Genomic DNA, 20,004 nt, shown 5'->3' on the forward strand with positions numbered 1-20,004 from the left:
CTGGGTTGTCCCGCTCGGCGCGCTGGTCATCGGCGCAGCCGTCATCCGCAAGGAGGATAGTCCCCGGTAGGTGACCCCGCCGTCGGGGGTGGGCGGCTACGATCTCCGGTCTCTTACAGCGGGCCGGTGAGGAGCCGGTAGTGCTCCCCGAAGATCCGCCCGCCGCGTCCGCGCAGCAACGGGTCGCGCAGCGCCGGCGGCACGTCGCGGGTGCGGTTGCGGTCCCGGGTCCGGTCCCGCACCCAGCGGGTACGCGGCCGACGGCGACTCTCGTACGCGATCAGCGCGGCCTCGACGCTGCCGGCCGCCTTGAGCGACTCGGCGAGCACGACGGCGTCCTCCAACGCCATCGCCGCCCCCTGCGAGAGGGTAGGCGCGGTGGCGTGAGCGGCGTCACCGACGAGCAGCACCCGTCCATGGAACCAGCGCCCCAGCTCGACCTCCTCGGTGCGCTCCGCGTGCACCGTCTCCAGCGCGGCGAGCACCTCGGGCACCGGCCCGCCGTAGCCGTCGAACAGCTCGTGCATCCGGGCCCGCGGGTCTGCCGGCACCGTGGCGCCGGCCTCGTCGGCATAGCAGTAGAGCCGGCCGGCGCCGAGCGGCACCGTCAGGAAGCCGGCCCGCTGGCCGAGCAGCGCGGTCCAGTCGGCGACCGGTGGGCCGCCGCATACCACGGCGCGGTAGATCACCTGCCCGGCGGGACGGGGTGGCCCGCCGAGGGCGGCCAGGGCGCGCACCGTGGAGCGCGGCCCGTCGGCGCCGACGACCAGGTCGTACTCCCCGCCGGTGCCGTCGGTGAAGCCGACCGCGACGCCGCCGGGCAGCGGTTCGACGGTGCTCACCTCGGCGCCGTGCCGGACGGCCCCGCCGGCGCCGGTGAGCAGCACCCGGTGCAGTTCGGCGCGGGGCAGGGCCCGGCATTCGCCCACCCCGGCCCAGAGCGCGTCGAGGTCCACCTCGCACAGCGGCGCCCCGTCGGCGTCGAGGAAGCGCTGCCGGTGGATCACCTGCCCGAGCGGTCGCAGCGGACCGTCCAGGTCGAGCCGGCGCATCGCGCGGGCCGCGTTGCCGGGAAGGTAGAGACCGGTGTCGACGCGTTCGGTGGGGGGCAGCCGCTCGGTGACGTCCGGTCGGAACCCCGCCAGGCGCAGCGCCCGGGCCACGGCGAGGCCCGCGATGCCGGCGCCGACGACGAGGATGCGCAGGGGAGAACCACCCATCGTGGGGTACGCCTCCGGAGGGGGGTCGGAACGCGTCGGAGGCAAGACACTACTCGCCGCAACCGGGCGGCGGAAGTGCCGGTCGGCCCTGGTTCGCCCGCCCGTTCGTGTCGCGTAAAACGCTCATCTTAACCGGTTCATTTGCGGCAGAGTTTCAAACATGTAAATCTATGCTGGTCCATGGGAGCGCTCCCGCACGTATCCCACCGACCGACCGGCGCCCCTCGCGCCGACCCAAGGAGCATCATGCAGCGTCCACTCAGGGCCCTCGCCGCGGCCGGTCTTCTGGTCGCCGGCACCGTCGTCGCCGTCGCCCTCGGCGGCAGCGCCTCCGCCGACACCCAGATCTGCGAGCAGTACGGCTCGACCACGGTCGGCGGCCGGTACGTGGTCCAGAACAACCGCTGGGGCACCAGCGCCCAGCAGTGCATCAACGTCACCTCGTCCGGCTTCTCCATCACCCGGGCGGACGGCTCCGCGCCGACCAACGGAGCGCCGGTCTCCTACCCGTCGATCTTCTTCGGCTGCCACTACACCAACTGCTCCCCCGGCACGAACCTGCCGGCCCAGGTCAAGAACATCAGCAGCGCGCCGAGCAGCATCAGCTTCAACTACGTCGGCGGCGCGACCTACGACGCCGCGTACGACATCTGGCTCGACCCGTCGCCCAAGAAGGACGGCGTGAACCAGATGGAGATCATGATCTGGCTCAACCGGCAGGGCTCGATCCAGCCCATCGGCTCCCCCGTCGGCAACACCAACATCGCCGGCCGGAACTGGGAGGTCTGGCGGGGCAGCAACGGCTCCAACAACGTCATCTCGTACGTGTCGTCGTCCGCCGTCTCCAGCTACAGCTTCGACGCGATGGCGTTCATCAACGACACCCGCAACCGGGGCGCGATCACCAACGACTGGTACCTGACCAGCGTCCAGGCCGGCTTCGAGCCGTGGCAGGGCGGCGTCGGGCTGGCGGTCACCTCGTTCTCGCAGAGCGTCAACCTCGGTGGCAACAACCCGCCGCCCACCAACGGGCCGACCACGCCGCCGCCGTCGGGCAACGCCGCCTGCACCGTGACCTACAAGGCCAACACGTGGAACAGCGGCTTCACCGCCGACGTGACGGTCAAGAACACCGGCAACAGCACCATCAACGGCTGGACGATGAATTACAACCTGCCCTCCGGGCAGACGATCACCAGCTCGTGGAACGCCACCGTGACGCAGAGCGGCTCGGCGGTGACCGCGCGGAACCTCAACTACAACGGCACGCTGTCCCCCGGCGCGTCGACCAGCTTCGGCTACCAGGGGAACCTGAACGGCAGCTACTCGTCGCCGAGCAGCTTCACCCTCAACGGCACCACCTGCGCCCGGGGCTGACACCGGGACGTGCGGGGCGCGGTCCGTGCGGACCGCGCCCCGCACCATGTGCCGGCTCAGCCGGCGAGGGCGTCGATGTCGCGCATCTCCTCGGCGGTCAGCGAGAACCCGAACACGTCGGCGTTGGCCCGGATCCGCTCCGGCGTGACCGACTTCGGGATGACCACGATCTCGTGGTCGATGTGCCAGCGCAGCACCACCTGGGCCGGCGAGACGTCGTGCGCCTGGGCGATGCGCACCAGCACCGGGTCGGACAGGTCGCTCGTCGCGAGCGGGCTGTAGCCCTCAAGCGTCACCCCCCGGTCCCGGTGGGCGACGTGCGTCCCCCTGTCGTACTGCGACGGGCTCCAGCGGATCTGGTTGACCGCGGGCGTCTCCTCGGTGGCCTGGATCAGCTCGTCGAGCTGCGCGATCGAGTAGTTGCTCACCCCGACGGCGCGGGCCAGGTTCTCGTCGCGGGCGGCGAGCATCTCCCGCCACAGCGGGATGCTGTCCCCCGGCGCCGACGGCGGCCAGTGCACCAGCCACAGGTCGACATACTCGACACCCAGCGCGGCGAGGCTCGACTCGATGGTCTCCCGCTCCCGGCCCACCCGGTCCGGCGGCAGCTTCGTGGTGATGAAGAGGTCCTCCCGGCGCAGCCCGCTCTCCGCGACCGCGCGCCCGACCTCCTTCTCGTTGCCGTACATCGTGGCGGTGTCCAGGTGCCGGTAACCGGCGTCCAGCGCGGCGAGCACGGCCTGGTAACCGTCCTCGCCGGTGGCCCGCCAGGTGCCGAAACCGAGCAGCGGGATCCGGACGTCGCCCGGGAGCGGGAGGGTGGGTTGGTCGAGGTCCATGCCGACCGTTCTACCCGTGATCGTCGCCGGCATTCCGGCGGGCGGGCCGGGTCTGACGGAGAATGCGGGGATGGCGGACCGGCTGGCGGACTACCGGCGCAAGCGGGACGCCGCGCGTACCCCGGAACCGGTGCCCGAACGGGCCCCGGCCCGGAAGCGGGCCGCGCGGCGCGCCCCCCGCTTCGTCATCCAGCAGCACCACGCCCGCAGCCTGCACTGGGACCTGCGGCTGGAGCACGACGGCGTGCTGGCCTCCTGGGCGGTGCCGCGCGGCCTGCCCCGCGACCCGGGCCGTAACCACCTCGCCGTCCACACCGAGGACCACCCGATGGAATACCTGACGTTCCACGGCGAGATCCCCGCCGGGGAGTACGGCGGCGGGCGGATGACGGTGCACGACACCGGCACCTACCGCGCGGAGAAGTGGCGTGACGACGAGGTGGTCGTGGTGCTGGACGGGCGGCGCACGAAGGGCCGGTACGTCCTGTTCGCCACCGGCGGCCGGGGCCGGGACTGGATGGTCCGGCGCACCGACCCGGCGCCGGCGGGCTGGACACCGATGCCCGAGCTGGTCCGCCCGATGCGACCCGCCGAGGGCCGGCGGCTGCCGCGCGACGCCGACGCCTGGGGGTACGAGCCGCGCTGGGCGGGCGTGCGGGCGATGGCGTACGTCTCCGGCGGCCGACTGCGGCTGCTCGACGGCGACGACGCGGAGATCACCGGGGCGTACCCCTGGTTGCGGGCCATGGCCGAGGAGCTGGCGCCCACCGAGGTGGTGCTCGACGGCGTGCTGGTGCGCATCGACCCGGCCGGGCGGGTCAAGCCGCCCAGCAAGCGGGACGGCCAGTTCCTCGCCGTCGACCTGCTCTGGCTGGAGGGCGTGACCAGCCTGGACGTGCCGTACGCGCAGCGCCGCGAGCTGCTCGACTCGCTGGCGCTCGCCGGCCCGCACTGGCAGACTCCGCCGTGGTTCCCGGGAGTCGGCGCGGACGCCCTGCGGGCCGCCCGTGAGCAGAAGCTCCCGGGAGTGGTGGCGAAGCGCCTCGACTCCCCCTACGAGCCGGGCCGGCGCAGCCGGCACTGGCTGAGCATCGACGCGAGCTGAGGACCATCGTGCACCTGACGCACCTGGAGTGCCCGCGCTGCGGCCTGGAACACCCCGCCGACAAGTTGCAGAACCTGTGCGGGTGCGGCTCCCCGCTGCTGGCCCGCTACGACCTGGCCACGGTCGCCGCCACGGTGGCCCCGGAGCAGTTCGGGCTCCGCCCGGCCGACCTGTGGCGCTACCGGGAGCTGCTGCCGGTGGCGGATCCCCGGTTCGTCACCACGCTCGGCGAGGGCTGGACGCCGCTGTGGCACGCCCCGGCGTACGGCCACGAGATCGGGGTCGACGAGCTGATCGTCAAGGACGAGGGGCTGATGCCGACCGGGTCGTTCAAGGCCCGGGGCGCGGCGGTCGGCGTGAGCCGGGCCCGGGAGCTGGGCGTCGAGCGGATCGCCATGCCGACCAACGGCAACGCCGGGGCGGCCTGGGCGACGTACGCGGCCCGGGCCGGCATCGGCGCGACCATCGCCATGCCGTTGGCCGCGCCCACCATCTGCCGGCAGGAGTGCGTCGCCGCCGGGGCCGACCTGCGGCTGGTCGACGGCCTGATCAACGACGCCGGCCGGGAGATCGCCGGGCTGATCGCCGGGTCGAACGGACGGATCTTCGACGCCGGCACACTACGCGAGCCGTACCGGCTCGAAGGCAAGAAGACCATGGGGTACGAGATCGTCGAGCAGCTCGGCTGGCAGGTGCCCGACGTCATCATCTATCCGACCGGTGGCGGTGTCGGGCTGATCGGCATCCACAAGGCGCTGCACGAGCTGCGCGAGCTGGGTTGGGTCTCCGACCGGCTGCCCCGGCTGGTGGCGGTGCAGTCCACCGGCTGCGCGCCGATCGTGCGCGCGTTCGCGGCCGGCGAGGCGCGGGCCACCCCGTGGGCGGACGCGAAGACCGTCGCGTTCGGCATCACCGTGCCCGCTCCGCTCGGCGACGAGCTGGTCCTGAGCGCGCTCCGGGACAGCGCCGGCACCGCGATCGCGGTGGACGACGCGGAGATCCTCACCGACCTGCGCGACTTCGCCGCCCGGGAGGGGCTGCTGCTGTGTCCGGAGGGCGCGGCCTGCCTGACCGCCGCCCGGCACCTGCGCGCCGGCGGCTGGATCCGCCCCGGCGAGCGCGTCGTCGTCCTCAACACCGGCGCCGGGTGTAAGGAGGGGCCCCTTCTTAACACTTTCGGTAGAGGAGGGGCCCCTTCTTAACACGAGAAAACACGAGCGCGCACGAGCGCGTCAGGACGTCGGCGGCTCGTCCTTGCCCGCTTCCTCGGCGGCGTCCGCCTCCTCCTTCGTCCGGTGCACCGCGCCGTCGGCGTGCTCCGGCGGCCCGTACACGGTGTAGAGCACCAGCGGGTTCGGCCCGGTGTTGACGAAGTTGTGCTTCGTGCCGGACGGCACGACCACCAGGTCGCCGGCGACGACCTCCTGCTTCTCCCCGGCCACCCGCGCCTCGCCGGTGCCGCTGACGAAGGTGAGGATCTGGTCGATGCCCTCGTGCACCTCCTCGCCGATCTCGCCGCCCGGCGGGATGGTCATGATGACCAGCTGCGTGTGCTCCCCGGTCCAGAGCACGCGGCGGAAGTCGGGACTCTTCTCGGCGACGGTCGCGATCGTGAAATGCTCCATGGCCCGGTCATACCCCGTTCGCGTGCCCGCCACGCCGGGAGTGACGGATGGCGGAATTCCCCACGCCGGCCAGGTTTGGATCCGCTCCGGACGGGCAACTGCCGTCGACAAGACCGGCGCGGGTTGGGCCGGTCGAGCCAGGTCCCCGCTGACGTACCGCCGTACGGCTGCGACGGTGGGAGACGGCCAGAGCGCGGCGACGCTACGACCTGACGGTCGTGCGGCGCCGTGCGCTCGTTGTGCCGGGTCAGGCGAGCACGGCCAGGTGGAACGGGCGGTCCGCGTGCCCGCTGGCCGCGTGCGTCTCGACGAAGACCGCGTTGGCGATGCCGGCCCGGGGCGCCACCGTGAGCACACCCTGCTGGGCGAGCCCGCCGCCGGTGGCCGGACCCACCGTGCCGACGTACGCCGCCCGGGCGACGTCCTGGTCGAAGGCGACCTGGTACATCCCGGCGGCGAGCCGGGTGGCCGACGTGGCGCCGAGGCCGCGGACCAGCGTGCCGTTCGCGTCGACCACGGCGAACAGGACGCGGGCGGTCGCCGGCAGTCCGGCCGCCCCGTTCGAGTTGATCTCGGTGTCGACCCGTGCGACCTCCGGCACGCTCGGGGTGGGCTGGCCGGTCGCTCCCCTCCTCGATCTGGGGCTGGACATCGTGGTCCCCTCTCCCACCGGACGCCGGCGGAAGGCGTCCGTGGTGCGCCAGGCGATCAGCGCCGATCACTCTCCTGCTTCCGAAGCTATGCCGGCGCACCACCCACCAACCACTGACAGCACTGTCCGATCAAGGACAGTCAACGGCTGTGAGCTGCGAAAACGTCAGTCGTCCGAGTCTCGGGTCGGCACCTGGCCGCGGCACCGCAGCCGAAGCTCGTACTCCTGACCGCCGCCCACGAAGCGCACCTCGACGTGATCGTCCGGCCCCGCCTCGGCGTCCTTCGTCCGATATCCGGGCGCCGGGGACCAGGTCACCACGCGGACCCCGCCGGGCACGCACTCGGCGAGCACACTGCCGCCGGGCGTCACGAAGTCCCGCCGCGCGCCGGTCGCGGCCGGCGCGCCCGACCGCGGGCCGGCCGTCGTCGCCGCCGGGTTCGCACCGGTCGGGCTCGGCACACCCGGATCGGGTACGGCGAGCGCCCGCGCCACGTCCCGCTCGGTGCGTACCCCACCGGCCGTACCGGTGATGCCCGCGCCCACCAGGTCGACGGCGGCCAACCCGACGAGCGTGGCGGCGACGGTGGTGGCCAACCAGCCCGTGACGGCGAGGAGGGTACGGCGGTCCATGCCCCGAGTGTGCCCCGCGACCGGGTTGGGCGGGTCTCCGGGCGAGGCTAAGGTCCGGTTAAGGAGCCTCGGCGGCGTCCCCGGCGAGGGCTACTCTGCCTGCGTGGCGCGCCTGCTGCTCATCGAGGACGACCTGACCATCCGCACCCCGCTGCTGCGCGCCCTACGCGAGTTCGGGCACGCCGTCGCGGCGGCGTCGACCGCCCTGGACGGGCTGCGCGACGCCCTCGACGACCGGCCCGACCTGGTCGTGCTCGACCTCGGCCTGCCCGATCTGGACGGCGGCGAGTTGCTGCGGATGTTGCGCGCGGTAAGCGCGGTGCCGGTCGTGGTGGCGACCGCCCGCGACGACGAGGTCGAGATCGTCCGCCTGCTCGACGCGGGCGCCGACGACTACCTGGTGAAGCCGTTCACCGCCGCCCAACTGGACGCGCGGGTCCGCGCGGTGCTGCGACGCGCCGCGAGTGGCGGCGCGACCGAGACCGCGCTCGTGGTCGGCGGGCTGCGGATCGACAGGCGCGCACGCCAGGTCACGCTCGACGGCGCGCCGGTGGAGCTGACCCCCCGCGAGTTCGACCTGTTGCATCATCTGGCCGGCCGGCCCGGGCAGGTCGTCACCAAACGGGAGTTGCTCACCGAGGTCTGGCGGATCCCGTACGGCGGCGCCGACAAGACCGTCGACGTACACCTGTCCTGGTTGCGCCGCAAGCTCGGCGAGAGCGCCCAGGCGCCGCGCTACCTGCACACGGTGCGCGGCGTCGGGGTGCGGCTGGACGTGCCGGGGCGCGACGGGTGAGGGGCCGGTTGACCCTCCTGGTCGCGGCCGTCGGGGTGCTCGTCATGATCGCGTTCCTGGTGCCGCTCGCGGTGCTGGTGCGTACCGTCGCCGCGGACCGCGCGACCGCCCGGGCCACCGCCGACGTGCAGCGCCTGGTCGCGGTCGTCGGCACGGCCGCACCGGAGACCGTCGGGCTGACCGTGGACCAGCTCGCCACCGACACCGGCCGTGAGGTGAGCGTCTACCTCGCCGACGGAACCGTGCTCGGCGCGCGGGCGCCGCGCACCCCGGCGGTCGCGCTGGCCGCCCGGGGGCAGAGCCTGACCGTCGAGTCCGACGCCGGGCGGGAGGTGGTCGTCGCGGTGCAGGGTCGCCCGGAGGGGACCGGCGTCATTCGTACCGTCGTCCCCCCGGCCGAGCTGACCGCCGGCGTGACCCGCGCCTGGCTGGTCCTGGCGCTGCTCGGCGCGTTGCTCGTGCTTGTCGGCCTCGTGGTCGCCGACCGGCTGGCCGGCACCCTGGTCCGGCCGATCTCGGCGCTGTCCGCCGTCTCCCACCGGCTCGCGAACGCCGAACTCGACGCCCGCGTCGAACCGGCCGGGCCGGCCGAGCTGCGGGAGGTCGCCGGCGCGTTGAACCACCTCGCCGAACGGATCCAGGTGCTGCTGCGCGAGGAACGCGAGCAGGTGGCCGACCTGTCGCACCGCTTGCGTACCCCGTTGACAGCGTTGCGGCTGGAGGCCGAGTCGTTGCGGGACCGCGACGACGCCGCCCGCCTGACCGCCGCGGTCGACGGCCTGGAACGGGCCGTGACCGGCGTGATCCGGCAGGCCCGGTGGCGCAGCACGGCGGTGGCCGGGGGCAGCTGCGACGCGGCGGCCGTGGTCGGCGAACGGGTGACGTTCTGGTCGGTGCTCGCGGAGGACACCGGCCGGGTCGTGACGCTCGACCTCGCTCCCGGCCCGCTGCCGGTGCGGCTGGGCGGTGACGAGCTGGCCGCCGCCGTGGACGCGCTGCTGGGCAACGTGTTCGCCCACACGCCCGACGGCACCCCGTTCACGGTGCGGCTCGCGGCGGAGGATGACGAGGCGGCGCTGACCGTGGCCGACCGCGGCCCGGGGCTGCCGCCCGGCCCGGTGCGGCGGGGGGCCAGCCGGGCCGGGTCGACCGGGCTCGGCCTGGACATCGCCGAGCGGGCCGCCCGTGCGGGCGGCGGCCGGCTGGAGCTGTCGACGAACGCGGGCGGCGGGGCCCGGGTGGTGCTCCGGCTGGACGTCGCGCGTCCGCACTGACCGTCCCGCCGTGTCGCGCTGCGGCTGACTCGTTCCCGCTCCCCCGCCTCTTGAACTCAAGCTCTCCCTAGGCGCCGCTAACTTCATGATCACGCAGGTTGGGGGCGGGGGCGGTTATCGAGTGACGGAGCGCGTCGTGCTTCCGGGATCGGTGAGATCTTGGTGCGGAATGGCCCTTCTAGGGGCGTTTTCATACCAAGTCACCTGGTCTCTTCGGGACGCCGCGCAGGCGTGAAAACGGGCAACCGGCCGCACGGTGGTCTGCTCTCCGGCCGGGTCTCGTGCGCGCAAGGGCGGCCGGCGGTCGTTTCGGCCATGATCAACACCAGTTCGGTGAAGTGGTGGCATCGCCGGTGGTCGGATACCCCCACTTCACCGAACTGGCGTCCGGCCGACCGACGTCTCCCGAGCACCGCGGGCATCAAGACGGCCAAACGGGTGCAAGCTGGGTCAGTTTACCGGTCAGATCTCCAGCGGTCGGGGAGTGGATGATCGACCTCGCGAAGGGGTGTCCTCCGGTCCGCCGCCGGCAGCCCTTAACCCCGCCTTGTCTTTCGGCTAGCGCGACGCTCACCGCCCGGCGCGCATCGTCGACGGCAGGAATCGAGGAAAGGTGGTGACCATGCGACGCACTTCCCTGGTGCTCGCGGCGGCCGGTGGGGTCGCCGTGCTGGCGGTGACCGGCGTGGCGCTCGGCGTGACCGCGGCGGACCGGTCGAGCGGGCGTTCCACACCGGCCGCCGTGACGGTGGCGGACGACCCGGCCCGGGTCGGTGACGACGATTCGGCCGGAACGGCGCCCGGCGACGACAACCCGGCTCGGTCGGCGAACGGGGCCGAGGACGATCCGGCCCGGTCGACGAACGGAGGCGACGACAATCCGGCCCGTGCGGCGACGGCCGACGACGGGTCGGCCCCGGCCGCCACGAGCGGTGAGGACAACCCGGCCCGGCAGGGCCGGGACGACGACGGCACGGGCACCGCCCCGGCGGCCGGCCGCGCGGTGAGCCGGCAGCGGGCCGCCGAGGTGGCGCTGGCCCGTACCGGCGGCGGCCGGGTCACCGAGATCGAGGCGGAGACCGAGCACGGCCGTCCGGCGTGGAGCGTGAAGGTCGTCCGGGACGGATGGCGGCACGAGGTCAAGGTCGACCGGGGCACCGGCGCGGTCCTGGCGGCCGAGCGGCTACGGCCCGACGCCGACGACCGGGGCGGACGCGACGACCACAGCGGACGCGACGACCGGGGCACGGACGACCGGAGCGACGACCACGGCCACGATCACGGCGACGATCGCGACGACGACTGACGTGACGATCGGGGGCCGGAGGGCCGGGGGCCGGGCGCGGAGCGATCTCCGTACCCGGCCCTGCCGTTCTCACCGCAGCGTGCACCGCAGCTCGGACGGCGCCTGGTTGTCGCCGGAGGCGACCAGGCCCCAACTGGTGGAACCGCCGGCCGGTAGGGCGCCGTTCCAGGCCGCGTTCGTGGCGGTCACCCGCGCGCCGGTCTGGGTCGCGGCGGCGTTCCACGCGTTCACCAACCGCTGCCCGCCGGCGAAGACGACCTCACTGCTCCATCCGGTGGCGGCGGACGTGCCGGTGTTGCGCACGGTCACCTCGGCCTGGAAACCGCCCGCCCACGCGCCGGTGACCGTCCAGGTCGCCGCGCACCCCGTACCGGACGGGGGCGTGCCGGTGGGCGTCGGGCTCGGCGAAACCGTCGGGCTGGGCGAGATGGTCGGGCTCGGCGACACGGTCGGGCTGGGCGACACGGTCGGGCTGGGCGACGCGGTCGGCGACCCCGTCGAGCCGTCCGACGTGGTGTAGGCGACCGGCGTGTACGCGGCCGAGCAGGTGCCGCCGCACGAGGACGGCAGCGAGAACCGGTACACCCGGCCGCCGTTGATCAGCGCGCCGGTGACGTCCCGCACCCGGATCTGGAAGTCGGTGCCGTCCGCGCCGAGCACGTACGCCTGACCCATGTCGCTGTTCATGGTGGCGGCCCGCCACACGCCGCCGGACAGGTACTCCACCCCGTGGATGCCGTTGGCCAGGTGGGAGACCGCGATGGCCGGCCAGTAGCGTTGCGCGCCACGCAGGAACGCGATCCGGATGTCGCCGGAGTAGCCGGGCGCCGGCACGAACGACCAGGAGACCCGGCGGTTGTTCCAGTGGTTCGGATAGAGGTCACCGACCGGGACGCCGTCGCGGGCGAAGCGGTTCAGGGCGCCGGTGGACAGGTCCAGGTGGTTGCGGTCGTCCCGGCACCAGGCGTTGCCGTCGCCGCAGGAGTCGGCAACCACCATGGTCAGGGTCGCCCCGTTGTAGCCGTCGGCGACCCAGGATCCGTTGCGGCAGAACGGTTGCCCCGGCGCGCCGTCGTTGGTGCCGGTGCAGCGGTCGCCGATGGTCACCTGGACGAACCGGCCGCAGTTGAGTCCGTTGTTCCACAGCCCGATCCGGTCCGCCTGCGCCGGCGGCAGCGGCCGGACCGGATAGGACGTGTAGTCGCCGGGCATGTCATAGACGTTGAGCGCGACGAAGTCCGGCGCGTCCAGTTCGGACTGCGGCAGGCCGCAGCCGCCGTACGGGGAGCCGAGTCCGTCGAAGTGGGTGGCGTTGCCGGTCACCGGCGCGGGTGGGTCGTCGACCGCGAGCGCGGGCAGTTGACCGGCGACGAGCAACGCGGTCGCGGCGGCGGCCAGGGCCGCGGCGGACCGGAGGCGGGACTGCGGGGTCATGGGTTGGCCTTCCAGGCGGGCCGACCCGTGGCACGGGTCGGCTCAGGAGTGGTGGTTGCCCGTCCTGCCCGGCCGTGCCCGCCCAACCATGCCACCACCGCGACACTCGACGTGTCAATGTCATCCACGCCGTCCGCGCGAGCGGCTGGTGACGCAGAGCAATCGAACCGCTACATTGAAGTATGGTCCTCGCACCCGAAGGCCGACCGCCGGACCCGGTCTACCGTCCCGTGCTGTCCGGCCGGCGGGGTGAGTTGGAAGCTCTGACCCACCTCGACGACACCGTCGCCGCGCTGCTCGCACCGGTCGTCGACGTCCTCGCGAACGATCCGGGCACGGTCGACGCACTCGGGCGGCTGCCCGCCGGGGTCGTGCCCGCGGTGGACGTGTCGGCGCTGCCGGACGCCCCGGAACACGATCCGGTGCGCTGGGGCGTACCCGTGGTGCCGGTGATCGGCCTCGCGGAGAGTGACCGGCGGCTGGCGGCCCACGGGGCGGCGGCCCGGGCCTGGGCGGGGCGGGCGGTGATCCGGCTGCGCACCGGCCCGGACCGGGTCGGCCCGGATGCCGCCACCACGGCCGTGGAGCGGGTGTGGCGGTCGACCGGGTTGGTGCCGGAGCAGTGTGACCTGCTGCTGGACGCGGGTGACGTGTGCTGCCTGGCCGACGTCCGGATTGCCGAGCCACGGGTGCGGCGCGCGGCCCAGTGGGCCCGCCGGCACGCCTGGCGTTCGGTGACCGTGGCGGCGGGCGGGATGCCGCCGGCGCTGTCCCGACTCCCGACCGACGAGCCGGTTCGCCTGGACCGCTACGACTGGCTGCTCTGGCAGCGCCTGGCCGATCTGCGGCTGGGGTACGGCGACTACGGCGTGGGTTGCGCGGCGCGCGGCGCGGACGCCCCGGGCGACCGGCTGCCGACGCTGCGCTGGACGGCGGGCGGGGCGTGGTGGATCTACCGTTGGTGCCGGCGGGGCGGGCGGGGCGACGAGCGCTTCGCCGACCTGTGCCGCACGCTCGTGGCCGCGCCGCACTGGCCGGCGGCCGGCGCCGGCTTCTCCTGGGGCGACCACGAGGTCCTGCGCCGGGCCCGGCGCGGTGCCGGGGCGGGTTCGGAGTCCTCCTGGATCGCCTGGAGCACGTCGCACCACCTGGCGTACGTGCTGGCCGCGCTGGCCCGGACCGACCGGGAGCCGAGCGGCTCCTGGCGGGCCGACCAGGACATCCTGGAGCGGGGGCGTGCCGGCCGGCCGCAGCGCGGCGGGGAGTCCCGCCGCGCCGGCTGAGTCAGTCCTGCTCGGTGAAACCGAACTGGACGACGCCCTCGTCGTCGACGACCGCGTCGACGGAGGTGTCGTTGAGCAGCTCGGCGGCGTCGGAGTCCAGGAAGATCCGCGCCCCCTCGGTGTCCACCACCTGGTCGCCCTGCACGGGCTGCGGCACCAACTCGATGGAGAGCGAGCCGGCGTCGGTGTCGGCGGCGATACGCAGCCCACCCGCGTCGGCCAGGTCCTGCTGGGCGGCGAGGTCACGGATCACCAGAACGGCGTTGTCGGTCATGGTCAGCATGGCGGAACTCCTCGTGGCTGGTGAGAATTCGCGGGCGACTCGGCCCACGCGGTCGGCTCGCGACCGGCAGAAGCGGACGAAACGTCGTTCGCCGCACGGAAGCGGGGCGGTCGGACCGGCCCCTCACCACCCACGGTGCCCCCTGCCGGTGGATCCGTCAAATAGAGCGACGTGATCGGCCGCGGCCGACGTGAACTGGCGTTTTCCCACCGGCCGGCCGGCCGGTCCATAAGCTCGGGCCATGGACGACCCACGCAGGTACGCCGCCGAGTTCATCGGCTCGCTGCTGCTGATCTTCTTCGGCGTGGGCAGCGCCGTCTTCGCCCGGGTCCAGGGTGGTGTGGTGGTCGTGGCCCTGGCCTTCGGCTTCACCATGCTGGCGCTCGTCTACGCGATGGGACCGCTCTCCGGCAGCCACATCAACCCGGCGGTGACGCTCGGCGTGCTGCTCTCCGGGAAGATCTCCCCGCTGGGCGCGGTGGCGTACTGGATCGCGCAGTTCGCCGGCGCGACGGTGGCCGCGTTCGTGATCTGGGCCCTCACCCGATGGGGTGACGTGGTCGACCAGACCGGCGCGCTCGGCACCAACGGGTACGGCGCGCACATCAACCTGGGTGGCGCCGCCGTGCTGGAGACGGTGCTGACGTTCCTGTTCGTCCTAGTGGTGCTGGTGGTGACCGGTCGCGGCGAACACGCCGCGTTCGCCGGGGTGCCGATCGGTCTCGCCCTGGCCGCCGCACACCTGGTCGGGCTCACCCTGGACGGCACCTCGGTCAACCCGGCGCGGTCGTTCGGCCCGGCCCTGTTCCAGGGCGGCAGCGCGCTGCGCCAGCTCTGGGTGTTCATCGTCTTCCCGCTGCTCGGTGGCGCGCTTGCCGCCCTGGTCGCGCCGCTGGTCCTGCGCCCGGGGGCGGGCGGGCGTGGCGCGGCGGAACGGGTGGTCACTCCACGCCCCTGAGACCGGCGGACCGACGCTCAGGCGCCGGGGCGGTAGGGGTGCGGCTCGGCGGTGGGGTCGCCGCGCTCGACCAGCGCGTCGATCTCGGCGGGCGGCAGCCCGCGCAGTGCGAGCACCCGCCGCCCCCAGCGGTGCAGCCGGCACGGGTACGGGCTGGCGTCGTTGCGGCAGATCGTCCCGCCGGACCAGGTCCGGGGCGCGTGCACCACCACCGCCCGCACCGCGAACTGGACGTCCTCGACCGTCACGTAGGGCGGCAGCGGAATCTCCCGCAACACGCCGCCGTCGGCGGGAGGGCGGGCGGGGGCGACGGGCGCGAGGCGGCTCATCGGTCAAGCCTCCACAAAGGATGGTGGGACGGGACATCGGAAAGGTACGCCGCCCGGCCCGGCCCACGACGGACAAACTGTCCCGGCGCGACGGCCCCGTGTGCGGTCAGCGCAGCGCCACGGCCTGGAGACTGACGTTGCCACACTGCCCGAGCGACTCCTCCACGGTCCAGCTCACCAGCAGCTTCGCGCCGCGTGGCGCCCGGAACCGGAGGGTGAAGTCGGCGGTGAGCGCGGTGTGCGGGTCCTCCATCCGGATCGTGCTCACCGGGCCACCGGTCACCCGCACGTCGAGCCGGCCGCGTGCCATCCAGAGCCCCGCGTAGAGGTGCACGGTGCGCGGTTGGCCGTTACCGGCCACCGTCAGCCGGAAGCTGCTGCCCCGGTCGCAGGCGTAGACCCCGGACATGGTGCCGCTGTCCGAGGCCACCGGGACGCCGTCCCGCCAGGCGTACTCCTCCGGGTTGTTGCGGTAGCTCACCCGTTTGCCCCGGCCGCCCTCGTCCCGGATCTCGCCGGAGCCGCCCTTCTTGCGGACCGTCCGGTCGGCGCCGAGCAGTCCCCACTGGACCCAGTCGACGGCGCCCACAGCGGTGAGGTCGACCAGGGCAGGCACCTCGGCGCGGCTGACCTCGACGGTCGGTGGGGCCACCGTGGACGGAGGCGCGGTGGACGGTGACGGGCTCGGCGACGGCGTCCGCTGCCGCGGTCGCAGGCCGGGGGTGGCGACCGCGGCGTCGCCCTCGCTCGGCAGCCCGACCCGGCCGGTCGGCGCCACCGGCAGCATCGCGTTCTCCTCGCGCGGCGAGTCGTGCCGCTCGGTGCCGAGGTAGGCCACGAGCGCCGCCAGGCAGAGGAACGCGGCCAGGCCCTCCAGCATCAGCCGCCGCCGGCGCCGCAGCCGGCGCAACGCGGACCGGGTACGCGGGCGGCCCTCTCGGTGCGAGCCGGGGCCGGTTCGCGAACGGTCCTCCTCGCCCACCACACCCTCCGCTTCGTGTCCCGCGGCGACGCCGGAAGCGGCGGAGCGCGACGGGCTTCACGCTGTCACCGGCCGGCCGTTTGCGCCATATGTGAACCGACGGGCGTTTCCAGTTCGTTACCAAGAGGTAGCTGAGCCGGCGGTCAGCTTACCGTGATCGCTTCCAACGACACCCCGTCGTTCTGCCCGCCGGTCACCGAGAGCGCCCGCCAACTGATCAGCAGCCGCTCGCCGCGCGGTGCCCGGAAGTGGACGACGTACTGGTAGAACTGGTCGCCCCGGGCGAGCGCCACCTCCCGGACCGCCGGGTCGCCACCGCCGGAAAGCGAGACGTCGAGCCGCGCCCCGGCCGAGAAGACGCCGACGAACAGGCGTACGGTCCGCAGGTCTCCGCTGCCGGCCACGGCGAGCGTGAACCTCTTCCCGGCGCCGCGTTGGAAGACGCCCGCCCGGGTGCCCTCCTGCCGTGCCACCGGGGTCCCGTCGGTCCAACTGAGACCCGACACCCCCGCGTTGTGTTCCAGCCGCTCGCCGCCCGGGTCCTCGATCTCGCCGGTGCCGCGCTGCTTGCGCTGGACGCTGTCCGCGCCGCTGCCACCCCAGTGCCGCCAGTCCCGCGTGCCGAGCAGGGTGAGCGACACCGACGGCGGCACCGACTGCTGGTCCAGGTTGAGCAGCGGCCCGCCGGGCAGGGCCGGGTCGCCGGTGACCGGCACGACGGTGGGGGGCGCCGCCGTCGGCGGCTGCGTCGAGACCGTCGGCGCCGCGACCGGCGCGGTGCTCCGACGATGCTCCGGCGCCGGTGACCGGGCGGAGTAGGCAAGCGCCACCACCGAGACGGTGAGCGCGGCGGTGGCCAGGAGGACCCGCCGGCGCCGCCGCCGGACCCGGGCCGCGCCGACGCGGGTGGACGCGGTCCCGGACGCCGGCCGGGCCGCGGGCCGGCGACCGCGCGGCAGGCGGCTGGATGCCGCGCGCAGCCGGGTCGCGAGCGGGCCGGTCAGGCCGACGAGCCGTGTCCGGAGGCTCTCCGGGGCGGTGTGCCGGCCGGGTGTCGCCGGTCGCCCGCCGCCGTCCTTGAACGGGTAACCGCCGGCCGGCCGGGGCCGCGCCGGGGCCTCCCGCGAGACGGCCCGACCGGATCCCGGCGTCCGCCGGCCGGGTGCCGGACCGACCACGTCGAGCCCGATCGGAGCCGGCCCGACCAGCGGAGCGTGCCCGGAACCAGGGCCGCTCAGCCCGGACCCGGGGCCGCCGCTCAGCCCGGACCCGGGGCCGCCGCTCAGCCCGGACCCGGGGCCGCCACTCAGCCCGGACCCGGGGCCGCCACTCAGCCCGGGCCCGGGGTCGCCACTCAGCCCGGGCCCGGGGTCGCCACTCAGCCCGCGCCCGGGGTCGCTCGACGCGGCACCGCCGGCCGCCGGGCCGACGAGCGGAGGTCCGATCGGAGAAGGGCCGACGAGCGGGGGTTCGACAAGCGCAGGACCGACGGGCGGAGAGCGGGTCGGCTCGGGTTCGGTCGGCTCGGGTTCGGTCGCGGCGAGGTCCGGATCTCCGGGCAGGCGACGCGGGCCGGCGGGCGGCGGCGGCGTGGCGGGCGGCTCGACCGGCACGTCGGGCAGCCAGCCACCCACCCGGATCCCGGCCTGCGTGATCTCGTCCTCAGCCACCGCCCCTCCCTCGGCTGCCGGAGCCGGCGGCCGTCAACGCGGTCCACCGCAGGGCAGGATGACACACGCCTCGATCTTCGAGAAGTCGTCGGCGCGGGCCAATTTTCCCGACGGCCGGCACCTGCCGCGCGTCGGTCCGGCGAAAACCCTCGCCCCCTCGCCGAGGCGGCGGGCTGCGGACGGCGGACGGCGGGCGGCGGGCGGCGGGCGGCGGGCGGCGGGCGGCGGGCGGCGGGCGCCGAGGCAAGCCGGTGAGGCGACGAGGCGGCAAGCCGGTGAGGCGACGCCGCTGTCCCGGCGAACTCAGCCGACCTGGAAGCCGAGTGCGTGGGCCAGCGCCACGGCCTGCTCGACGTCGACCCGCGCCCCGGCGCGCTCGACAGTGGTCGGGTCGAGCCCGGACAAATCGCTGCCGCGCAGGTCGGCGCGGGTCAGCTTGGCGCCGCGCAGTTGGGCGCCGGACAGGTCGACCCCGGTGAGCACCGCGCCGGTCAGGTCGGCGCCGGACAGGTCGACCTCACGCATCCGCACGTCGGTGATCCGCGCCCCGCGCAGGTCGGCTCCGGGCAGGGCGACGAAGGACCAGTCGCCCCGGTCGACCCGCAGCGGGCGCATGTCGCACCTGTCGAAGCTGCTGCCGACCAGCTTGCAGCCGGTGAACTCGGCCTCGAACAGGTTGCACCGGGTGAACGTGCAGCGGGTGAACGCCGAGTCGGTGTGCCGGGAGGCGTTGAACGCCACGGTGCCGAAGACGCACTCGGTGAAGACGGCGCCTCGGGTGGCCGCCTCGGTGAGGTCGACGTCGAAGAACTCGCACCGCACGAAGTGCCTGTCGACCAACTCTTCGGCGTACCAGTCCTGCTGGCGGTAGGTGGCGTCCTCGACCGGCTCCGGCATGCCGTCGACCCTAGTGCCGGCGGCCGACACTTCCGACCAGGCGTACCGGCGGGTAGGTTCGCTGCGTGAGCGTCGCAGTGAGCACCGATCCCGGCCGTGTCGGCTTCGATCCCGCCCGGTTGGCGCGGATCGACGAGCACTTCGCCCGCTACGTCGACGACGGCCGGCTCGCCGGCTGGCAGATCGTGGTCACCCGCCGCGGCGAGGTCGCCCACTCCACGGCGTACGGGCTGCGCGACCGGGAGGCCGGCACGCCGGTCGAGGCGGACACGCTGTGGCGGATCTACTCGATGACCAAGCCGATCACCTCGGTCGCCGCGATGATGCTCTGGGAGGAGGGCCGGTTCGAGCTGACCGACCCGATCAGCCGCTGGCTGCCGGAGTTCGCCGACGTCCGGGTCTACGACAAGGGTTCGGTGCTCAAGCCGTACACCGTGCCGGCGACCGAGCCGGTGCGGATCTGGCACCTGCTCACCCACACCGCCGGCCTGACGTACGGCTTCGCCCAGGTCTCGGTGGTCGACGGCCTCTACCGGGCGGCCGGTTTCGACCTGGGCGTGCCGGCGGGGGCGGACCTCGCCGCGGCGTCCGCCGGCCTGGCCCGGCTGCCGCTGCTCTTCCAGCCCGGCACGAGCTGGAACTACGGCGTCTCCACCGACGTGCTCGGCCGCCTGGTCGAGGTGGTGTCCGGCCAGTCGCTCGACGCCTTCTTCTCCGAGCGGATCCTCCGTCCGCTCGGGATGACCGACACCAGGTGGTGGGTGGACGCGGCGGACGCCAAGCGGCTGGCCGCGCTCTACACCCCGCACCCGGCGACCGGCCAGGCGGTACGCGCCGACCAGATCGGCCGGGCCGCGCTGGCGGAGCCGGGCTGGCACTCCGGCGGCGGCGGGCTGGTGTCCACGGCCGCCGACTACCACCGTTTCACCCAGTTCCTGCTGCGCGGCGGCGAGCTGGACGGGGTCCGCCTGCTCGGCCCGCGCACGCTGAGCTTCATGACCCGCAACCACCTGCCCGGCAACCGGGACCTCGCCTCGTTCTCGCCGGACGGCTTCGCCGAGACCGTCCTCGACGGGATCGGTTTCGGGCTGGGCTTCGCCGTGGTGCTGGACCCGGTCCCGGCGCGGGTGCCGAGCAGCGTCGGCCAGTACTACTGGGGCGGCATGGCCAGCACCGCGTTCTGGGTGGACCCGGTGGAGGAGGTCACCGCGCTGCTCTTCACCCAGCTCATGCCGTCGAGCGTCTATCCGCTGCGCAGCCAGTTGCGCCAGCTCGTCTATTCGGCGCTCGTCGACTGACCGCCCCCGGCCGGTTCGGCGGAACGGCACCCGGGCGGCGGTC

20 protein-coding genes are annotated in these 20,004 nt (G+C 74.1%); 9 read left to right on the forward strand and 11 right to left on the reverse strand.

Annotated features, from left to right (window positions below):
* Nucleotides 1–113 precede the first annotated feature (113 nt).
* Entirely contained in the window at nt 114–1,220 is a 1,107-nt protein-coding gene (locus tag O7602_RS22910) for an FAD-dependent monooxygenase (RefSeq protein WP_281584672.1), read from the reverse strand.
* A 246-nt stretch (nt 1,221–1,466) separates the two neighbouring features.
* Between O7602_RS22910 and O7602_RS22915 the strand changes: the two genes are divergently transcribed.
* Nucleotides 1,467–2,597: a cellulose binding domain-containing protein gene (locus tag O7602_RS22915; RefSeq protein ID WP_281584673.1), complete on the forward strand. Its 1,131-nt coding sequence runs from the start codon at nt 1,467–1,469 to the stop codon at nt 2,595–2,597.
* Nucleotides 2,598–2,653: 56 nt separating this feature from the next.
* Here the strand turns inward: O7602_RS22915 and O7602_RS22920 are convergent, their stop codons facing one another.
* Nucleotides 2,654–3,436: an aldo/keto reductase gene (locus tag O7602_RS22920; protein ID WP_281584674.1), complete on the reverse strand. Its 783-nt coding sequence runs from the start codon at nt 3,434–3,436 to the stop codon at nt 2,654–2,656.
* A 70-nt stretch (nt 3,437–3,506) separates the two neighbouring features.
* Between O7602_RS22920 and O7602_RS22925 the strand changes: the two genes are divergently transcribed.
* Nucleotides 3,507–4,541 carry a DNA polymerase ligase N-terminal domain-containing protein gene (locus O7602_RS22925; protein WP_281584675.1) on the forward strand — a complete coding sequence of 345 codons (1,035 nt, stop codon included), beginning with the start codon at nt 3,507–3,509 and terminating at the stop codon, nt 4,539–4,541.
* Nucleotides 4,542–4,549: 8 nt separating this feature from the next.
* On the forward strand, nt 4,550–5,743 hold the full coding sequence (locus O7602_RS22930; RefSeq protein ID WP_281584676.1) for a threonine synthase: 1,194 nt from the start codon (nt 4,550–4,552) through the stop codon (nt 5,741–5,743).
* A 30-nt stretch (nt 5,744–5,773) separates the two neighbouring features.
* Here O7602_RS22930 and O7602_RS22935 read toward each other — a convergent pair whose 3' ends face one another.
* From O7602_RS22935 to O7602_RS22945, 3 genes are all read right to left on the reverse strand, one after another.
* Nucleotides 5,774–6,166, reverse strand: a complete 393-nt coding sequence (locus O7602_RS22935; RefSeq protein ID WP_281584677.1) for a cupin domain-containing protein — start codon at nt 6,164–6,166, stop codon at nt 5,774–5,776.
* Between the two features lie 247 nt (nt 6,167–6,413).
* Nucleotides 6,414–6,818: a hypothetical protein gene (locus O7602_RS22940; RefSeq protein ID WP_281584678.1), complete on the reverse strand. Its 405-nt coding sequence runs from the start codon at nt 6,816–6,818 to the stop codon at nt 6,414–6,416.
* A 165-nt stretch (nt 6,819–6,983) separates the two neighbouring features.
* Nucleotides 6,984–7,451 carry a septum formation initiator gene (locus tag O7602_RS22945; protein ID WP_281584679.1) on the reverse strand — a complete coding sequence of 156 codons (468 nt, stop codon included), beginning with the start codon at nt 7,449–7,451 and terminating at the stop codon, nt 6,984–6,986.
* A 103-nt stretch (nt 7,452–7,554) separates the two neighbouring features.
* Here O7602_RS22945 and O7602_RS22950 point away from each other — a divergent pair, with 103 nt between their 5' ends.
* The 3 genes from O7602_RS22950 (at nt 7,555) to O7602_RS22960 (ending at nt 10,827) form a co-directional block, all read left to right on the forward strand.
* Complete coding sequence (locus O7602_RS22950; RefSeq protein WP_281584680.1) at nt 7,555–8,247, forward strand: response regulator transcription factor; 693 nt, start codon at nt 7,555–7,557, stop codon at nt 8,245–8,247.
* On the forward strand, nt 8,244–9,521 hold the full coding sequence (locus O7602_RS22955) for a HAMP domain-containing sensor histidine kinase (protein ID WP_281584681.1): 1,278 nt from the start codon (nt 8,244–8,246) through the stop codon (nt 9,519–9,521). The genes O7602_RS22950 and O7602_RS22955 overlap by 4 nt, the downstream gene beginning before the upstream one ends.
* 622 nt (nt 9,522–10,143) lie before the next feature.
* Nucleotides 10,144–10,827: a PepSY domain-containing protein gene (locus O7602_RS22960; protein ID WP_281584682.1), complete on the forward strand. Its 684-nt coding sequence runs from the start codon at nt 10,144–10,146 to the stop codon at nt 10,825–10,827.
* A gap of 69 nt (nt 10,828–10,896) precedes the next feature.
* Here the strand turns inward: O7602_RS22960 and O7602_RS22965 are convergent, their stop codons facing one another.
* Nucleotides 10,897–12,261 carry a cellulose binding domain-containing protein gene (locus tag O7602_RS22965; RefSeq protein ID WP_281584683.1) on the reverse strand — a complete coding sequence of 455 codons (1,365 nt, stop codon included), beginning with the start codon at nt 12,259–12,261 and terminating at the stop codon, nt 10,897–10,899.
* A 182-nt stretch (nt 12,262–12,443) separates the two neighbouring features.
* Between O7602_RS22965 and O7602_RS22970 the strand changes: the two genes are divergently transcribed.
* Nucleotides 12,444–13,544, forward strand: coding sequence for a hypothetical protein (locus O7602_RS22970; RefSeq protein ID WP_281584684.1), 1,101 nt, complete (start codon nt 12,444–12,446; stop codon nt 13,542–13,544).
* Nucleotide 13,545: 1 nt separating this feature from the next.
* On the opposite strand, the gene O7602_RS22975 is transcribed toward O7602_RS22970, so the two are convergent.
* Nucleotides 13,546–13,827: an iron-sulfur cluster biosynthesis family protein gene (locus tag O7602_RS22975; protein ID WP_281584685.1), complete on the reverse strand. Its 282-nt coding sequence runs from the start codon at nt 13,825–13,827 to the stop codon at nt 13,546–13,548.
* Nucleotides 13,828–14,068: 241 nt separating this feature from the next.
* Between O7602_RS22975 and O7602_RS22980 the strand changes: the two genes are divergently transcribed.
* Entirely contained in the window at nt 14,069–14,785 is a 717-nt protein-coding gene (locus O7602_RS22980; protein WP_281584686.1) for an aquaporin, read from the forward strand.
* Between the two features lie 17 nt (nt 14,786–14,802).
* Here O7602_RS22980 and O7602_RS22985 read toward each other — a convergent pair whose 3' ends face one another.
* The 4 genes from O7602_RS22985 to O7602_RS23000 form a co-directional block, all read right to left on the reverse strand.
* Entirely contained in the window at nt 14,803–15,114 is a 312-nt protein-coding gene (locus tag O7602_RS22985; RefSeq protein WP_281584687.1) for a hypothetical protein, read from the reverse strand.
* A 106-nt stretch (nt 15,115–15,220) separates the two neighbouring features.
* Nucleotides 15,221–16,096 carry a hypothetical protein gene (locus O7602_RS22990; RefSeq protein ID WP_281584688.1) on the reverse strand — a complete coding sequence of 292 codons (876 nt, stop codon included), beginning with the start codon at nt 16,094–16,096 and terminating at the stop codon, nt 15,221–15,223.
* 143 nt (nt 16,097–16,239) lie between these two features.
* A complete protein-coding gene (locus O7602_RS22995; protein WP_281584689.1) occupies nt 16,240–17,766 on the reverse strand; it encodes a hypothetical protein in 1,527 nt (508 codons plus the stop codon).
* Between the two features lie 303 nt (nt 17,767–18,069).
* Nucleotides 18,070–18,663 (reverse strand): pentapeptide repeat-containing protein, encoded by a 594-nt coding sequence (locus O7602_RS23000; RefSeq protein ID WP_281584690.1) that lies wholly within the window; start codon nt 18,661–18,663, stop codon nt 18,070–18,072.
* 65 nt (nt 18,664–18,728) lie between these two features.
* Here O7602_RS23000 and O7602_RS23005 point away from each other — a divergent pair, with 65 nt between their 5' ends.
* Complete coding sequence (locus O7602_RS23005; protein WP_281584691.1) at nt 18,729–19,961, forward strand: serine hydrolase domain-containing protein; 1,233 nt, start codon at nt 18,729–18,731, stop codon at nt 19,959–19,961.
* Nucleotides 19,962–20,004: the final 43 nt, after the last annotated feature.

It is taken from the genome of Micromonospora sp. WMMD1128 (genome assembly GCF_027497235.1).
GTDB lineage: Bacteria > Actinomycetota > Actinomycetes > Mycobacteriales > Micromonosporaceae > Micromonospora.

Bases quoted from the DNA above. Each gene is read 5' to 3' on its own strand.
- O7602_RS22975 (WP_281584685.1), bottom strand. From the start codon at position 13,827: ATGCTGACCATGACCGACAACGCCGTTCTGGTGATCCGTGACCTCGCC.
- O7602_RS22945 (WP_281584679.1), bottom strand. From the start codon at position 7,451: ATGGACCGCCGTACCCTCCTCGCCGTCACGGGCTGGTTGGCCACCACC.
- O7602_RS22940 (WP_281584678.1), bottom strand. From the start codon at position 6,818: ATGTCCAGCCCCAGATCGAGGAGGGGAGCGACCGGCCAGCCCACCCCG.
- O7602_RS23000 (WP_281584690.1), bottom strand. From the start codon at position 18,663: ATGCCGGAGCCGGTCGAGGACGCCACCTACCGCCAGCAGGACTGGTAC.
- O7602_RS22985 (WP_281584687.1), bottom strand. From the start codon at position 15,114: ATGAGCCGCCTCGCGCCCGTCGCCCCCGCCCGCCCTCCCGCCGACGGC.
- O7602_RS22935 (WP_281584677.1), bottom strand. From the start codon at position 6,166: ATGGAGCATTTCACGATCGCGACCGTCGCCGAGAAGAGTCCCGACTTC.
- O7602_RS22925 (WP_281584675.1), top strand. From the start codon at position 3,507: ATGGCGGACCGGCTGGCGGACTACCGGCGCAAGCGGGACGCCGCGCGT.
- O7602_RS22915 (WP_281584673.1), top strand. From the start codon at position 1,467: ATGCAGCGTCCACTCAGGGCCCTCGCCGCGGCCGGTCTTCTGGTCGCC.
- O7602_RS22920 (WP_281584674.1), bottom strand. From the start codon at position 3,436: ATGGACCTCGACCAACCCACCCTCCCGCTCCCGGGCGACGTCCGGATC.
- O7602_RS22910 (WP_281584672.1), bottom strand. From the start codon at position 1,220: ATGGGTGGTTCTCCCCTGCGCATCCTCGTCGTCGGCGCCGGCATCGCG.
- O7602_RS22960 (WP_281584682.1), top strand. From the start codon at position 10,144: ATGCGACGCACTTCCCTGGTGCTCGCGGCGGCCGGTGGGGTCGCCGTG.
- O7602_RS22965 (WP_281584683.1), bottom strand. From the start codon at position 12,261: ATGACCCCGCAGTCCCGCCTCCGGTCCGCCGCGGCCCTGGCCGCCGCC.
- O7602_RS22980 (WP_281584686.1), top strand. From the start codon at position 14,069: ATGGACGACCCACGCAGGTACGCCGCCGAGTTCATCGGCTCGCTGCTG.
- O7602_RS22970 (WP_281584684.1), top strand. From the start codon at position 12,444: ATGGTCCTCGCACCCGAAGGCCGACCGCCGGACCCGGTCTACCGTCCC.